A 17,334-nucleotide genomic window follows, 5' to 3' on the forward strand; every position below is an offset into this window, starting at 1 on the left:
CACGACAATCCTGCTTTGGTCGTATAATATTTGTACAACTCAATGTGTGAAATTACAATTTAAATAATATGAATTGTGTATTTTTATATCTGAAATATTCAGTTCACTTTATAATTCGAACGAATATTTAAATGATGTTTAGTTTTAAATATCTCTCTTTTTAAAGCTTTGAGCACATCCATGAATCCAAACCAATCATCTAACTTCTTTTCCCGTCAGCTAACGCAAATTCAAGATAATCCTTTATCTTTGAATGGCCGCTTTGGGCGTTTAAGTTATATCGCGTGGTATGGTTTTCTTAACTTAATTACATTTTTTGCTGTTATTGCCCTAAGCTTGGCTTTAGGTATTTTTAATTTAAGTACTCAATCCTTAGATTCACATTTCATCGATACATTAACAGGTCTAGGCGGATTGGGCTTTTTAATTATTTCTGTTTTATATTTCTATTTTAATCTTGTGATTCAAGTGCGTCGTTTTCACGATATGAACCGTTCAGGCTGGTTCATTCTGCTTTTTATTGTGCCACTCGTAAATATTTTTGTCTTTTTCTACCTGCTTTTAGGTTCAGGAACTCAAGGTACAAATCATTACGGTCCTCAGCGTATTAGCGCAATTTGGGAAAAGATTTTGGCTTGGTTTATGATTGTTATAAGTGTCTTATCTATATTAGGAACGGGTAGCTTGATGTCTTACATGATGGGTGCTGGACAACTTGAAACTCCAACGGAAATCCTTGAAAAAAGTACGGATTATTTTTAAACAAATTTTCTTAAAACTTGACAAAATAATACATGCAGTAAAATTTTAATTATTAATTTTTATATTTATTTCAGGCAAAATAGCATCAATTTGAATCTATTGGAAAGCCTGTGGCCGGACAACAAAATACTTTGAGCGATGTAACTCAAGGTACAACTGAGCTTTTACACGAAGCAACAGAAAAAACTGCTCAAACTGTTATTGCACATACTGCAAAATATAATGATGCCTACTCTACCATCGATAAATTTATGGATGGTTTTTGGGAACGCTTACCTTATATTTGTATCGCACTTATTGTTTTTACTATTTTTTGCTTACTTTCAAAAGTATTCAAATTTTTTGTACGCAAAGCATTATCTGACCGTTCTTACACCAAACAAAACTTAGTTTTAGTGCTAAACCGTGTCGGTAGTTCTGCCATTATTTTCATTGGCTTTTTAATTGCGATGGTGATAGCAATTCCTGGTTTTACACCGGGTCAGCTCATGAGTGCTCTTGGGATTGGTTCGGTTGCAATTGGTTTTGCATTTAAAGATATTTTCCAAAACTTGCTGTCTGGTATTTTAATTTTACTAGGCGAGCCATTCAAAATTGGCGATGACATTATTGTGTCTGGCATGGAAGGTACGGTTGAAGATATTCAAATTCGTGCAACTTATTTACGTTCGCCAGATGGTCGTCGTATCGTTATTCCAAACGCAACGGTTTATACAAGCGCTGTAACTGTAAATACCGCCTACACGCGTCGTCGTTGTGAATTTGTGGTTGGTATTGGCTATGAAGATGATGTTCAAAAAGCACGTGATGTCATTTTAAAAATCTTAGACCGTAATCCAACAATTTTAAGTGAGCCTATGTTTAGCGTGAATGTATCTGCACTTGCAGATTTTTCTGTAAACCTAACTGTTCGTTGGTGGGTAGATACAACAGAAACAGGTACATCAGCGTCTATTAGCCACGTTCAAGAAAATGTAATACAAGCTTTTGCTGAGCATGAAATTTCAATTCCTTACCCTGTACAAGAAGTAAAAGTGTACCGCGGTGAAGGTCATGAAGGTGAGTCAGCTCGCGCTAAATAATCTTCCTAAAACATAAGGAATGACTGTTTCAGTTCGAATAATTCGGTTGCCTAAGCTGACGGCTTGGCAGCCGTTTTTTATGAGTAAATCAATCTCATAAGGAATAAATCCACCTTCGGGACCAATCACAATCGTACAGCCCTGCTCAATCGCAAATGGCATTTTATGGTCGACATAAGGATGTGCCACATAAGCAGGACATTCTTCTGAAATAAGTGTAGGTAAAACATCTTCCACAAAAGGTTTGAAGCGTTTGTACAATTCAATTTTAGGTGAAATGGTATCGCCTGCTTGCTCTAAACCTAATGTCACATAATGATCGAGTTGCTGTAAAAATGGTGTTTGCCAGTAGCTTTTATCTACGCGATAACTATGTAATAAAATGATTTTTTCAACGCCCAAAGTCACGCTATCCATAATTAAACGACGTAAAACTTTAGGTCTTGGTAAAGCCACAACTAACGTAACTGCCAATTTTTCAGGCACAGTTTCTTCATGTAAGGGTTGCACATGAATTGCTGTTTCAGACATATCGACAATTCTTGTAAGATACCGTTTGCCTTGAAGAATCCCGACTTTGAGGGTATCTCCTATTTTTACATCCACATGAGTGTGTAAATGTTCAAGCTGACGTTTCGATGAAATTTTCCAAACATCGGACTGAGTTTGTCGCTCATCAATTAAAACGATATTCATAAATATTGGTCAATAACTTGAATGTGCTTTGCTAAAGAGCCTTTATTTTTTTGCATGATATTGGCTGCATTTAGGTTCAAATGCTCAACTAAGGCACGATCATAAACAAGCTGTACTAAATCTGTTGCAGCTTCTTGCGCAGTTTGTGCAATTTTAACCGCAGATGCGTCTACAAACTCATCAACAATCGTTTGAAAGTTGAAGTAGTTTTTGCCTAAAACAGTCGGAATATTCAATGCAATTGGTTCTAAAATATTATGACCACCACCTGGTTCATTTAAAGAACCACCTACAAAACAAGCCTGACTCATGGCATACCAAAGCCACATTTCACCCATGCTATCTGCTAAATATACTTGGGTATTTTGTTCAATCACTTGCCCTAAACCACGACGCTGAGTATTTAAATCTAGGCTCTGACTTGCCTCTAAAACCTCATCAAAACGCTCAGGGTGACGTGGTACAACAATACACAAAAGCTCAGGATATTCAGTTAAATATGGCTTTAAAGCAGCCAAAATATCTTTTTCTTCAGGCGCATGTGTACTTGCAATCGTAATAATTTTACGTTGTTCTAATTTCCATTCTTGCACCAAATTTTTAGCATTTTCTATAAACGATTTTGGTGCCGTAATATCGAACTTAATACTGCCAACCACTTGGCTTGTTTCAGTATTTGCACCTAAAGTAATAAATCGCTCTAAAGATGCTTGATCTTGCGCTAACAACTCATTTAAACCACTTAACATGGGTGTGGTTAAGCTTGGAACTTTTCCATAACCTTTGGCAGATTTTTCTGAAAGTCGTGCATTAATTAATATACATGGCACATTAAATTCATGTGCTTGATCAATTAAATTTGGCCATAACTCTGTTTCAACCAACGCCAATAATTTCGGTTGATACAACTGGAAAAAATTTTGAATAAGTTGCTTTTGATCTGCGGGTAAATACACCGCCTGAAATAAATCTAAATAAGGTTCTTTTAAAAATAATGATTTAGCGCGAGCCTGCCCTGTTTTTGTTGTATTGGTAACTAATACGGGATGACCATTTTTCAAATAGTGTTCAATTAAAGGTTGAGCCGCATTTGTTTCACCTACAGAAACCACATGAAACCAAATTGCATTTAAATTTTTAGGATTTTGAAAAGGTCCAAAACGTTCTAGCAACTCCTGTTGTAACTGTTCAGCACTATCTGCACGTTTTTTAATTTTCCATTGATAAACTGGTTTTAAAAGTGAAAGTGCTGCGTTATACCAAAATGGAGTAGCCAAATGTCTTGCCTTAAAATGTGGTGAATTAAAAATATAACAGAGCCACATTCACTTGTTAATCAATGTGGCTCTTTAAAATCACTTTATTATGTAAAGACTTATGCTTTATCTAAAGTTGGATAGTCGATATATCCTTCAGGAACATCTGTTCCAATCATATTTTCGAGTTTTAATTCATTTAAAGGTGAATTATTTACCAATCTTTCAAATAAATCTGGATTCGAAATATAGTCTTTACCAAAGGAAACTGCATCTGCTTTACCTGATGCTAATAATTCGATTGCATCATCACGACTTAAACGCATATTGGCAACATATGGAACATTCCCTGAACGCTCTTTCATATATTCTGAAATACTGTCTTCTGCTAGATATTCACGGGTAAAGAAGAAAGCAATATTTCGCTTACCTAATTCTTCCATTGCATAACCAAAGGTTTCACGTGGAGCATCATCGCCCATATCGTGCTCATCACCACGTGGTGCTAAATGCACACCAACTCGACCTGCACCCCAAACTTCAATTAAAGCATCTACAACTTCTAATAAAAAACGTGCACGGTTTTCAACTGAACCACCGTATTCATCTTCACGCTTATTAGTTTTAGTTTGTAGGAATTGGTCAATTAAATAACCATTTGCAGCATGAAGTTCTACGCCATCAAAGCCTGCTTCTTTGGCACGAATAGCGGCTAGTTTAAATTGTTCTGTAATTGAATGAATTTCTGAAATTTCAAGCGGACGAGGTACAACATAATCGCGTTTAGGACGTAATAAGCTCACTTGACCTGCTTGTTGAACGGCACTTGCTGAAACAGGTGTTTCACCGTTCAATAATTCAGGGTCAGACACACGACCAACATGCCATAATTGCGCAACAATTAAGCCACCTTTTTCATGTACAGCAGAAGTCACCTGTTTCCAGCCTTCAACTTGAGCATCTGAAAAAAGCCCTGGGGTGTTTAAATAGCCATTTGCTTCTTCAGAAATTACCGTTGCTTCTGAAATGATAAGACCTGCACTTGCACGCTGTGCATAGTACTCCGCCATCATTGCTGTAGGTACACGATCATCTGTTGCACGGCTTCGTGTTAACGGTGCCATAACCACACGGTTTTTAAGTTTTAAATCACCAAACTGTACAGGAGAGCTTAAATCAGCCATATTCGCCTCATTATTCACGTATTTAAAGTGAATGTTTCAATTGTTCGATATATTGCTGAATCAATTCTTCATTACGTGAAAAATACGACCATTGACCATATTTTTCAGCTTTAATTAAACCTGCCTGTTGTAATACAGATAAGTGGTTAGACATAGTCGATTGTGAAACTTTACCCAAGTTCTCAATTTGACCTGCACATACGCCACGTTTAAAACCACCACACTCTTCACTCGACAAAAATTTTTCAGGTGTTTTTAGCCATTCTAAAATTTGACGACGTGTAGGATTGGCAAGCGCTTTAAAGATTAAATCTATATCCATAATTCAGACACTTTAAATTAATAAAGCTCAATTCAGCATCTTCGCATACAATATATCGTATTTTTACGATATTTATATCGATATTTTACGATTTAATGAAAAATACTCAATTGAGCTTTGTTTTACTTAATAAAATTTATAGACCTTGCTTTAAGCTAGCTTCAATAAATTTATCTAAATCACCATCAAGCACAGCACCTGTGTTTGAACTTTCAACACTTGTACGTAAGTCTTTAATGCGTGAATCATCTAAAACGTATGAACGAATTTGACTTCCCCAACCAATATCAGACTTTGTATCTTCTAGAGCTTGAGCAGCATCGCTACGTTTTTTCATTTCCAATTCATACAATTTTGCACGTAACTGTTTCCAAGCATGGTCACGGTTGGCATGTTGAGAACGTTGGTTCTGACAAGCCACCACAATACCTGTTGGCGCATGCGTTAAACGTACCGCAGAATCTGTTTTGTTAATGTGCTGACCACCTGCACCCGAAGCACGGTAAGTATCTGTACGTACATCTGCAGGGTTAATTTCAATTTCAATATTGTCATCAATTTCAGGAGAAACGAAAACAGCAGAGAAAGATGTATGACGACGGTTACCAGAGTCAAATGGTGACTTACGAACAAGGCGGTGAACACCAGATTCCGTACGTAACCAACCGTATGCATACTCGCCTTCTACACGAATCGTTGCAGATTTAATACCCGCAACATCACCGTCAGATTCTTCCATTAATTCTGCTTTAAAGCCATGACGTTCAATCCAACGTAAATACATACGAAGTAACATCGAAGCCCAATCTTGCGCTTCTGTACCGCCTGAACCCGCTTGAATTTCCACATAACATGGGTTCGGATCCATAGGATTACTGAACATACGACGGAATTCTAACTTCGCTAATTCTTCTTCCGCTGTATCTAGTTCTGCTTGAACATCGGCAAGCATTTCCTCTTCTTCAGCTTCTACAGCCAAATCAAGCATTGCTTGCGCATCTTCCAATTGATTTGAAAGACCTTCTAAAACATTAATAACGTTTTCAAGCTCGCCTTTTTCTTTCGCCATTGCTTGCGCACGACTTTGATCGTTCCAAATTGCAGGGTCTTCTAATTCACGTAGAACTTCTTCTAAACGCTCTTTTTTCAGATCGTAGTCAAAGATACCCCCGTAGTGTTTGACCACGTTCGCTTAAGTCTTTAAGTTGGTTTAGATAAGGATTAATTTCCACGTAAATTACTCGCAATCAATGTAAAGCTAAAAATGACCTAGAATTATATCACATACAAAATGCTCAGTTTTAAACTTCAATCATCAATAAAAAGAACAACTATTCTTAACGAATATGCCTATTTCACAAGTTATGAATTTTCTATTTTTACTTCATCTAAATTGCCTTATTTTTTACAATTAGATTAAATATCAATCAATTTTTTGTTTATTTCGTAAATTTAATTACCTTTATTTTAAAATCACTAAACATGATTTATTTATATTTTTCAAATATTTAATATTTTTATATTACACAACATTACGTAGTTTACATTGCGGTAACTTAGTCTTCATTGATCATTCTACATTTTTCTCTAGACTAAAACTTGTAACAAAAAATGTATAAATTCAAGCAAACGAGAAAGGGGTACAATCCATGAAAAAATTAGCAATTGCCTCAGCATTATTATCTACTTTAGCCATTACAGGCACTGCAAATGCATACCAAGCTGAAGTAGGCGCGTCTGCTGGCATGATCGATCCTGATCATGGAAGCACAGCTGGTACTTATGGTGTAGATGGTACTTTCTACTTCAAACCAGTTCAAACCCGTAACGCTCCGCTTGCAGAAGCTGCATATTTAGACCGTGCAAGCAACGTAAATGCTCAGTATCAATACAGCAAAGTAGATGATGCAAAAATTCATAACTACGGCGTTGGCGTTGAATACTTCGTACCAAACTCAGATTTCTACTTAAGTGGTAATGTTGGTCGCGAAGATGTAAAAGTGAAACATCATGGTAAAGATGACACAACACTATACAGCGCTGAAGTAGGTTACATGCCTGCTCCTGGTTTCTTAGTTGCTGTTGGTGCGAAAGGTTATGACAACGATCGTAAAGACGGTGTTGATCCAACAATTCGTGCTAAATACGTAACAACACTAAGCAATGGTAAAGACATTAACTTAGAAGCTGGTGCTGCATTTGGCGACCTAGATGAATACAATCTAGCCGCCGATTACTACATCGACAAATCATTCAGTGTTGGTGCAGATTATTACAGCAATGACTTAACTGATAACCAAGAATTTGGTATCAATGCACGTAAATTCTTTACCCCACAAGTGAGCCTAGAAGGTCGTTTAGGTTTCGGTGATGTTGGTAACAACGATTACACATCTTTTGGTTTAGCGGGTAAATACCGTTTCTAAGACCTGAAAGACTTACTTCCCCAAAAAAGCCACTCATATGAGTGGCTTTTTTAATATCTAAAATAAATCAAAATCTATTGAGATAAATGCACAACTCGGAGTTGTAAACTCACATTTCCATTAAAGATATTTTTTTCTAATTCATAGACCAAATGCACATGATTCAGCATTGGATTAAAGTCATATTTATCCTTCGCACTAAAGGCAATGGCTTCAACCACTTGACCATTATCTAAAGCTAAGCGCAGTTTTAAATGCGTATCTTTCAACCATCTAAAATCTACAAGTTTGAATTGCCCTTCAAAAATCGGCTGAGGGAATTTTTGCCCCCAAGGTGTTAAATGCTGAAGTAAATCGACTGTATTTATTTGAATTGCTTCTGGTGATAATGCACCGTCTGTCCACAAAACTGCTTGGAATAAATCTTCATCCATACCCGCAACAAGCTTTTCAAAAACTGTTTTAAACTCTAAAAAATGTTCTTTTTTTACAGTCAAACCTGCCGCTGCTGCATGCCCACCAAAATGACTAATTAAATGCGGATGCTGTTCTGCAACCAGTTCAATCGAATCTCGAATATGAATTCCATCAATAGAACGTGCTGAACCTTTTATGTGTACCCCATCTTCATCGGCAGCAAATACAATTGCAGGTCTATGGAATTGTTCTTTTAAGCGTCCCGCAACAATGCCAATAACCCCTTGGTGCCAATGCTCTTCAAACATCACCAAAGCTGCTGGTAAATTTTGTTGATCGAATTCTAGCTTTTCAAGTTCAACCAAAGCTTCTTGTTTGATTTTACCTTCAACTTGACGACGCTCAACGTTCAAATCATTGAGTTGTTGTGCAAGTGCATAAGCTTTTGAGGCATCATCGGCAAGAAGGCACTCAATCCCAATGTCCATGGTTTCCATACGCCCTGCCGCATTAATGCGTGGACCAATGACAAAACCTAAATCTTGCGCTTTTAATGAAGCAGGATCTCGCCCTGCAATATCTAGTAATGCACTAATGCCTGACCTACATAAATTTTGCTGAATTCGCTTTAAGCCTGCATCAACTAAAATTCGATTGTTATAGTCTAAGCTTGCAACATCTGCATAAGTTCCTAATGCCACCAAATCTAAATATTGGGTAATTTTTGCTGTAGATTTACCATTTTTTGCACGATGGCTAGACAAGTTAGCAAGCAAATAAAATGCAACCCCAACACCTGCCAAAGCTTTACTTGGAAACTCACAGCCTAATTGGTTCGGGTTCACCACAGCTTCCGCTTTAGGCGTTTCTTTGGTTGTTAAATGATGATCTGTAATCACCACTTTCATGCCATGCGCTTGTGCTTGCTCCACCCCTGCATGGCTTGAAATACCATTATCAACCGTAATGAGTAAGTCTGGTGTGTAAGTTGTAAATGCTAAATCTGCAATTGCAGGCGTTAAACCATAACCATATTTAAAACGATCCGGTACCAAATAATGAACATCTGCCCCCATCTCTTTCAAGGCTAAAACCATTAATGTAGTACTTGTTGCTCCATCTGCATCATAATCCCCCACAATCACAATTTTTTGTTGCTGATCAATTGCTTCATCAATAATTTGAATGGCTTGATTTAAACCTTTCATGGTTGGGGTAAGTAAATGCTTAAGTTTTAAGTCAAGTTCTTGTTCAGATTCGACACCACGACGCGCCAAAACTTCAGCGACAAAAGTAGGCACGCCCTGAAAATTTTCAGGCCGTGTAATGAATGGTCTTTGTTTAATTAGAGTTTTAGACATTTAAGGCATCAATCGTTGGATATTCCATTTACCTTCGATTCTTTCATAAGTAATACGGTCATGTAAACGATTTGGACGACCTTGCCAGAATTCATAATAATCTGGCTCTAAACGGTAGCCACCCCAAAATTCAGGTTTAGCCAATTCCGTTTTGCCTTCAACTTCATCATGCAAGGTTTGGAAACGTTGTTGTAACTCTTCACGGTTCGCAATGACACCACTTTGTGGTGTACTAATATGCGCTGCAATTTGGCTATCGCGTGGACGCTTGTGGTAATAATCTGTCGATTCTTCTTCAGAAATTTTTACCACACGCCCCGAAACACGAATTTGACGTTCTTGCTCTTGCCAATAAAACAATAATTCAGCATAAGGATTTATTGCTAAATCGATACCTTTTTGACTGTCATAATTGGTATAAAAATCATAACCTGCTTCAGTTGCACCACGTAACAAAACCGTACGCACATGCGGACGACCTTGTGCATTTGCTGTTGCCAAAGACATCGCATACGGTTCATGTAACTGTGCTTCTAAAGCATGGTTGAACCAATTTAAAAATTGCTCATGTGGATGTTGCTCAATTTGACCTTCATGTAGTTCACCTTTTTGGTAACTTAAACGAAGCTCACTCAAATCTTTAATAACATCATTCATAATGAATTACCTAAGCTGCATTTGCACGAACAGCATCTGCTAAATGATTAGCCAATGCAGTTACTTCTTCCAAGTCTTCACCTTCAACCATCACACGAATAACAGGTTCAGTGCCTGACTTACGAATTAAAATACGTCCACGACCTTTCAATGTTTCTTCTACTTTTTCAAACTCATTAACTAAAGCTGGCACAGAGTACGGGTCAAACATTTGTGCAAGGCGAACATTTACAAGTACGTTTGGTAATAACGTAAAGCCTTCAACTAATTCATGAAGTGCTTTTTGCTGCTCAACCATTACCGTCAATACTTGTAGCGATGCAATAATTGCATCGCCAGTTGTGCTCTTGTCTAAAGTTAAAATGTGACCTGATGGTTCACCACCAATTGCCCACTTGTTATCTTCTAAGCCTTGAAGCACATAACGGTCGCCAACTTTCGCACGATGTAACTCTACATTAGCTTTATTCAGTGCAATTTCTAATGCCATATTACTCATGACAGTACCCACAATGCCTGTAGGCTTATTTTTAGCTTGGGTCGCTAAAATATAAAGAATATGGTCACCTGTAACCTGCTCACCATTTTTGTCGACCAAAATTACACGGTCAGCATCACCATCAAAAGCAATACCTAAGTCAGCCTTATGTGCAACCACAGCTTTTTGCAGACTTTCAGGATGCGTCGAACCACAACCTTCATTGATGTTTAAGCCATTTGGTTCATTATGAATAGCAATAACTTTTGCACCAAGCTCACGATATACAGCAGGTCCAACGTTATACGCCGCACCGTTTGCACAATCGACAACAATCGTTAAATCGTTTAAATCTAAATGGTATGGGAAGGTTGATTTACAAAATTCGATATAACGACCATTGGCATCTTTAACACGTACGCTTTTACCTAAATTTGCAGTGTCTTCAATAAAAATATCATTTTCCAATTCTTTATTAATAGCCTCTTGAATTTCATCAGGAAGCTTTTTGCCTTCACCTGAGAAAAACTTAATACCATTATCAAAATATGGATTGTGTGACGCTGAAATCACGATGCCTAAACTTGCATGTAAAGCACGTGTTAAGTGTGCAATAGCAGGCGTTGGCAATGGTCCAAGTAAATGTACATAAACACCCGCTGCATTTAGCCCTGCTTGTAATGCAGCTTCTAAAATATAACCAGATAAACGTGTGTCTTTCCCCAGTACAACAATTGGCTTACTTTTTTTACTATAATTTTTTAATACTTTACCCGCGGCAAACCCTAACTTCAAAGCAAATTCAGGTGTAATAGGTAACTCACCAAACTTGCCTCGAATTCCGTCGGTACCAAAATAACTCATGTTTTTCTCACTTCTTAATAGTGATATTTATCATCACCTTTCTACCAATTACTTTACACCAAAAACAAAAAAGCCGTCATAACTCTGACGGCTTTTTCGAGTAAAAACTACGAAAAGTTAACCAACGCGATAGTTCGGTGCTTCTTTTGTAATAGTTACATCATGTACGTGTGATTCAGACATACCAGCTGCTGTAATTTTCACAAATTTTGCATTTTGACGAAGATCTTCAACAGTAGATGAACCTGTGTAACCCATAGAAGAGCGTAAACCACCCATCATTTGATGAACGATGTTACCCATTGGGCCTTTGTAAGGTACACGACCTTCAATACCTTCTGGTACAAGTTTCTCTGCACCCGCTTTAGAGTCTTGGAAATAACGGTCAGCAGAACCAGTTGCACCCGCCATTGCACCCAAAGAACCCATACCACGGTATGCTTTGTAGTAACGACCTTGGAAGAATTCAACTTCACCAGGCGCTTCTTCAGTACCTGCCATAAGTGAACCAACCATAATTGTGCTTGCACCAGCACCAATCGCTTTTGCCATATCGCCAGAGAAGCGAATACCACCATCAGCGATTAATGGAATTTGATCTTTAAGTGCATTCGCAACGCTGTCAATCGCAGAGATTTGTGGCATACCAATACCAGCAACAATACGAGTTGTACAAATTGAACCAGGACCAATACCTACTTTAACAGCATCAGCACCCGCATCTAACAATGCAAGAGCAGCATCACCAGTCGCGATATTACCGCCAATTACTTGTACTTGTGGGTAATTTGCTTTCACCCAACGTACACGTTCAATTACGCCCGCTGAGTGACCATGTGCTGTATCTACAACAATTGCGTCAACACCTGCGTCTACTAATGCTTCTACACGGCTAGGTGTTTCTGCACCAGTACCTACAGCAGCACCAACACGTAAACGACCCAACTCATCTTTACAGCTATTTGGATAAAGTTCAGCTTTGTTGAAATCTGTTACTGTAATTAAACCTTTAAGTTCGTTGTTTTCACCAACAACGATCACTTTTTCAATGCGATTCTTTTGAAGAAGTGCTTGAATGTTTTCTTTTGATTCATGTTCACGAACAGTCACCAAACGATCTTGACCAGTCATGATGTTGCTTACTGGTTGTTCAAGATTGGTTTCAAAACGTGTATCACGACCTGTCACAATACCAACAACTTTGCCATCTTTTACAACTGGCACACCGCTGATGTTATTTGCTTGAGTAATCGCAATAAGTTCACGAACTGATGTTTCTGGGGTTACGGTGATTGGATCTTTCACCATACCTGCTTCAAATTTCTTAACACGGCGTACTTCTGCTGCTTGCAGTGCAATATCCATGTTTTTATGCAGAATACCAATACCGCCATTCTGCGCCATAGCAATTGCCATACGTGATTCAGTCACTGTATCCATTGCAGCAGAAACGAGAGGGATATTAAGATTAATTCCGCGTGTAAAACGTGTCTTTAATGAGACATCTTTTGGGAGGACAGTTGAGTAGGCAGGGAGTAACAAGACATCATCGAAGGTTAGCGCTTCTTGAACGATGGTCAGCATAACAGTCTCACTGGTAATTTCCGTGCGCTATTATAAACAAATTTAGATGTAAATTTCATTGATTATTATCAATTATTTATTTTCAGGTTTTTTTTCAACTTTATTTTAATAAAACTCAATTACTTATTTAAATAAATTTGATGTATAGCCATCTCATTTAAAACAATAAGAAAGAAAAGTTTTATCTCCTGCCTTATTGTTGGTTTATACAACTTTAAGATTTAGCTTATTTAATAAGAGTTTTATCATCAAAATAAGATCAAAAAAGGCGCAATAAGCGCCATTTTTGAAATACGAATTCTGTATAAATCATTGAGACAACATTTTCTGAATTTTCAACCATCTAAATATAAGTTTTAGATGGCATATTTTAAAAATATTGTTTTGTCTCTCAATATTTTATTTTTTAATGTTCAGGACATGTAAATACACGTTCATCCATTAAATCTGTTCCGCATTGAAGTGTTTCAATCCAATCAAGGAATTGATTCACTTGCTCTTTACCAATAAATGGCGTGCCGTGCTGTGGAACAATACTTTCAACATCCATTGTGCGTACCATTTGTACCCAAAGACGAATCACCTTGTTGTTACACATATAACGCTGATGGAAGCCTTTCATATTTGGAATATGATCTTCAAAATTTTCTAGTGGAATACCTGCATCTTCAACCATTGATGCACCCATATCTCCAGAAAATAAAATTTTCGAGATTGGATCATAAAATTGGAAGTTACCAACAGAATGTAAAAAGTGTGCAGGTACTGCAATAATTGATGTATTACCCAATGCAATTTTTTGACCTTGGTCTGGCAATTCAATTAAGCGATCTAACCAGCTACCTTTCATTCGATCACTCATAAATGCTGAGTTTAAATGTGGTAAGAAGCGAGCCCATAATTTAGATGCCACAACTTTAGCATCTGTATATACCAACCAACGCGGCATGGATGTAATAATATCTGGATCTTGATGCGATGCCATAACCAAATCTAAGTTTGCAAGGCGCGTATATTTATTCAATTCCATTGTGAGTGGGACATAAGTTAAGTCACCACCTGGATCGAGTACAGCTGCTCGTTCATTATCAATAATCAAGAATTGGTTGGCCTGTACACCCTCACCCTTAACCAAGCTGGTAAAGCTAATACATTTATGTGACCCATTATCAAATAATACTTGCGATGTAGTACGGTCAAATGCCATGCCGAATCCCCAAAATTTCTAATTTTAAAAGCGTATTTCTATGTACGGATAACATATATTTAATTGGTGAAACTTACAATGAATATAATTTAAATATTATTAATAATATCAGCAGTTTGAGAACAATATCACAAATAAAACCAAGCTATTGACTTGGTTTTATTTGTTTATTAGTAAAGCTTAAAAGAAATAATGTTGTACTAAAGCGGCAATACCAATAACTAAAAAGACCAAAGCACCAATTTTATGAATCAAAGAAATTGGTAGTTTTTCGGCAAGCTTATTACCAATGAAAACAGCAGGTGCATTCACCAGCATAATACCAATCGTTGTACCTAAAGTGACCCAACCAATGCTGTCGAAACGTGCTGCCAAAGCAACTGTTGCTATTTGTGTTTTATCACCAATTTCAGCTAAAAAGAAAAGAACAAAGGTCGCACCAAACACGCCATATTTTTGCCATTTATTGATGCTTTCAGATTCATCATCTAATTCATCTGGAATCAACATCCAAATTGCCATGCCAATAAAACCAAGCGATACAATCCATAAAAGTATGGTTGGACTTAATACGGTTGTAATCCATTGACCAAGCACCGCAGAAACACCATGGTTCACTACAGTTGCAAGAAAAATAGCAATTAAAATAGGAATAGGTTTACGAAAACGTGCGGCAAGGAGTAATGTAAGAAGTTGTGTTTTATCACCCATTTCAGAAAGGGCTACAACCACTAAAGAAATCAGAAAAGCTGAAAGCATGATGTGTTTCTCTGGCTAGCAATAACATATACCAATGACTCACCCCTCCTGCTAGCCAATGTGCAGAGTGGTAAATCAAAGGTCTTGCCAACAAAAGAAAGCTTATAGATAAGCTCATTTGGTTATTTGCTATGATGACCATGTTCGGTTTAGAACAAATATGTTGATCATCACCTTTTTACATTGCGTAAAAAGCGGCTACTCCCCAATGAAGTAACGCTATTATATTTAAATTTTCAGCTCTTTTCAAATCTCATAATAAAACCCTGCCGTAGCAGGGTTTTTCCTTTCATTTCTTTCTCCTTCTAGGAGAAAAATACAATGAGAGTTTAGATCAATAAAGTACGAATATCTTTTAACAATTTCGTTAACTTATTCGTGAAGCGTGCTGCATCTGCACCGTTAATCACACGGTGGTCATAAGACAATGACAATGGAAGCATTAACTTCGGATCAAAACCTTGACCATTCCAAACAGGTTGCATTGTTGCAGGAGAGATCCCCAAAATTGCAACTTGAGGCCAGTTCACAAGTGGTGTAAATGCTGTACCACCAATTGCGCCTAGGCTTGAAATTGTAAAGTTTGCACCTTGAAGATCTTTCGGAGAAAGTTTCTTATCACGTGCTTTTTGACCCAATACGCCCAATTCAACAGCAATTTCTTTAATTGATTTTTGATCTGGATTACGTAATACAGGAACTGTTAAACCATCTGGCGTTGCAACTGCAATACCCATATGGATTTCATTACGTAATAGAACAGATTTACCATCATCAGATAAATGACCTGCAAACTCACGCTCTTCTTTCAACAAATGCGCAACCGCTTTGATGATAAATGCCATGATTGTTAGGCTAATACCTTCTTTCTTAAAGTTCGCTTTAAGATCATTACGCCAAGCTTCAAGCTCTGTAATGTCAGCAAGATCAAACTGTGTAACTTGTGGAATGTAGTTGTTTAAAGAAAGTTGTGGAATCGACACTTGTTGTAAACGTGTCAACGCTTTCTCTTCTACACCACCAAAGGCATCAAAACTTGGAAGTTTTGGTAAACCCGCAGATACTGCTGTTTGTGCAGTAGGAGCTGCTTGTGGTGCAGTTAAACGTGTTTTCACATAAGCAAACAAATCTTCTTTCATTAAACGTGCATGTGGACCAGATGCTTTAACATCTGCCAATACTACGCCTAACTCACGTGCAAGCTTACGTACAGCAGGACCTGCATAAACTTTCGAGTTCGCTGCATTTTGCTCTTTGGTCAGTTTATCTGCACTGTTGGTTGCAACAGGTGCTGAAGCTGGTGCTTTCACCTCTGCCACAGGTGCAGCAGCTTTAGGTGCTTCTGTTTTTGCAACAGGAGCTGGCGTAGAAACCACTTGTCCTTCAGCTTCAATTGTCACTAAAGCAACGCCTTCAGAAACGTTCTGACCTAATGCAACATGAATTGCCTTAATCGTGCCTGCTGTTGTACTTGGTACTTCAACCGTTGCTTTGTCTGACTCAACAACAATAATGCTTTGGTCTTTTTCAACTTTGTCGCCTACAGCAACTAAAATTTCTGCTACAGCAGCTTTATCTACACCTAAATCTGGTACAGCAATTTCTACAGGACCTGAAGCCGTTGTCGTTACTGTTGCTGCTGACGCTACAGGTGCTTCAGCTACATGAGCAGTTTCAACTTTTGCTGGTTCAGCAGATACAGCAGGCGCAGACCCTTCAGTTTTTACTTTTAGAATCACAACACCTTCTTTAACGCTATCACCAACTTGAACAGTCACAGCTTCTACTACACCTGCAACAGTGCTAGGAACTTCAACAGTCGCTTTGTCTGACTCAACAACCATAATGCTGTCATCAACTGCAATGGTGTCACCAACAGCAACTAAAACTTCACCAACAAGTGCTTTTTCAACACCAATATCTGGCACTTGAACATCAACAACTTGAGATGAAGTTGCAACAGCTTTTGGCGCAGTTTCAACTTTAGCTTCTGCAACTGGTGCTGCTTTTTCTTCAGCTTTTGGTGCTTCTGCAACAGGAGCTGCCGTTTGACCTTCAGCTTCTAGCTCGATAAGCACAGCACCTTCTGCAATGCTATCGCCTAGATTAACTAAAATACTTTTAACAACACCTGCCGAAGTGCTAGGCACTTCAACAGACGCTTTATCAGATTCAAGCAAAACAATACTGTCATCAACAGCAATGGTATCGCCAACTTTTACTAAAATTTCAGCAACAGTTGCTTTATCTACACCAATATCAGGAGTTGTAATTTGCAT

The 17,334-nt window shown here is 37.9% G+C and carries 15 protein-coding genes and 1 riboswitch; of the genes, 3 read left to right on the forward strand and 12 right to left on the reverse strand.

Going from position 1 to position 17,334, the window contains the following annotated elements:
* The first annotated feature begins 180 nt into the window (after positions 1–180).
* On the forward strand, positions 181–762 hold the full coding sequence (locus tag SKM54_RS03025) for a DUF805 domain-containing protein (protein WP_321093963.1): 582 nt from the start codon (positions 181–183) through the stop codon (positions 760–762).
* Between the two features lie 110 nt (positions 763–872).
* A complete protein-coding gene (locus SKM54_RS03030; protein WP_321087446.1) occupies positions 873–1,844 on the forward strand; it encodes a mechanosensitive ion channel family protein in 972 nt (323 codons plus the stop codon).
* Here the strand turns inward: SKM54_RS03030 and SKM54_RS03035 are convergent.
* From SKM54_RS03035 to prfB, 5 genes are all read right to left on the reverse strand, one after another.
* Entirely contained in the window at positions 1,827–2,540 is a 714-nt protein-coding gene (locus SKM54_RS03035; RefSeq protein ID WP_321087444.1) for a 16S rRNA (uracil(1498)-N(3))-methyltransferase, read from the reverse strand. The two genes, SKM54_RS03030 and SKM54_RS03035, sit on opposite strands and share 18 nt — an antisense overlap.
* Positions 2,537–3,817 (reverse strand): 3-deoxy-D-manno-octulosonic acid transferase, encoded by a 1,281-nt coding sequence (locus SKM54_RS03040; RefSeq protein WP_321087443.1) that lies wholly within the window; start codon positions 3,815–3,817, stop codon positions 2,537–2,539. The genes SKM54_RS03035 and SKM54_RS03040 overlap by 4 nt, the downstream gene beginning before the upstream one ends.
* 98 nt (positions 3,818–3,915) lie before the next feature.
* The gene (locus SKM54_RS03045; protein WP_321088997.1) at positions 3,916–4,980 is read right to left on the reverse strand and encodes an alkene reductase; all 1,065 of its coding nucleotides are present in this window, start codon (positions 4,978–4,980) and stop codon (positions 3,916–3,918) included.
* Positions 4,981–5,002: 22 nt separating this feature from the next.
* Positions 5,003–5,302, reverse strand: a complete 300-nt coding sequence (locus SKM54_RS03050; RefSeq protein WP_154772623.1) for an ArsR/SmtB family transcription factor — start codon at positions 5,300–5,302, stop codon at positions 5,003–5,005.
* Between the two features lie 136 nt (positions 5,303–5,438).
* Positions 5,439–6,534, reverse strand: a protein-coding gene (gene prfB, locus SKM54_RS03055) for a peptide chain release factor 2 (RefSeq protein ID WP_171501263.1) whose coding sequence is annotated in 2 segments (ribosomal slippage) — positions 5,439–6,461 and positions 6,463–6,534 — 1,095 coding nt in all. Because the reading frame shifts where the segments join, the coding sequence is not laid out codon by codon here.
* 417 nt (positions 6,535–6,951) lie between these two features.
* On the opposite strand from prfB, the gene SKM54_RS03060 reads away from it, so the two are divergent.
* Positions 6,952–7,728, forward strand: coding sequence for a putative porin (locus SKM54_RS03060; RefSeq protein ID WP_321093966.1), 777 nt, complete (start codon positions 6,952–6,954; stop codon positions 7,726–7,728).
* 74 nt (positions 7,729–7,802) lie between these two features.
* On the opposite strand, the gene recJ is transcribed toward SKM54_RS03060, so the two are convergent.
* From recJ to SKM54_RS03095, 7 genes are all read right to left on the reverse strand, one after another.
* A complete protein-coding gene (recJ, locus tag SKM54_RS03065) occupies positions 7,803–9,506 on the reverse strand; it encodes a single-stranded-DNA-specific exonuclease RecJ (protein WP_321093969.1) in 1,704 nt (567 codons plus the stop codon).
* Entirely contained in the window at positions 9,507–10,163 is a 657-nt protein-coding gene (pdxH, locus tag SKM54_RS03070; RefSeq protein WP_321093972.1) for a pyridoxamine 5'-phosphate oxidase, read from the reverse strand.
* Between the two features lie 10 nt (positions 10,164–10,173).
* Entirely contained in the window at positions 10,174–11,505 is a 1,332-nt protein-coding gene (gene glmM, locus SKM54_RS03075; RefSeq protein WP_321093974.1) for a phosphoglucosamine mutase, read from the reverse strand.
* Between the two features lie 117 nt (positions 11,506–11,622).
* Positions 11,623–13,089, reverse strand: coding sequence for an IMP dehydrogenase (guaB, locus tag SKM54_RS03080; protein WP_154772629.1), 1,467 nt, complete (start codon positions 13,087–13,089; stop codon positions 11,623–11,625).
* 406 nt (positions 13,090–13,495) lie between these two features.
* Positions 13,496–14,296: an oxygen-binding di-iron domain-containing protein gene (locus SKM54_RS03085; protein WP_154772630.1), complete on the reverse strand. Its 801-nt coding sequence runs from the start codon at positions 14,294–14,296 to the stop codon at positions 13,496–13,498.
* Between the two features lie 180 nt (positions 14,297–14,476).
* Complete coding sequence (locus tag SKM54_RS03090; RefSeq protein ID WP_321093976.1) at positions 14,477–15,055, reverse strand: TMEM165/GDT1 family protein; 579 nt, start codon at positions 15,053–15,055, stop codon at positions 14,477–14,479.
* A 17-nt stretch (positions 15,056–15,072) separates the two neighbouring features.
* Positions 15,073–15,274: riboswitch (yybP-ykoY riboswitch) on the reverse strand.
* 110 nt (positions 15,275–15,384) lie between these two features.
* Complete coding sequence (locus SKM54_RS03095) at positions 15,385–17,334, reverse strand: 2-oxo acid dehydrogenase subunit E2 (protein WP_154772632.1); 1,950 nt, start codon at positions 17,332–17,334, stop codon at positions 15,385–15,387.

The sequence above is a fragment of the Acinetobacter faecalis genome (assembly GCF_034187745.1).
Classification (GTDB): domain Bacteria; phylum Pseudomonadota; class Gammaproteobacteria; order Pseudomonadales; family Moraxellaceae; genus Acinetobacter; species Acinetobacter faecalis.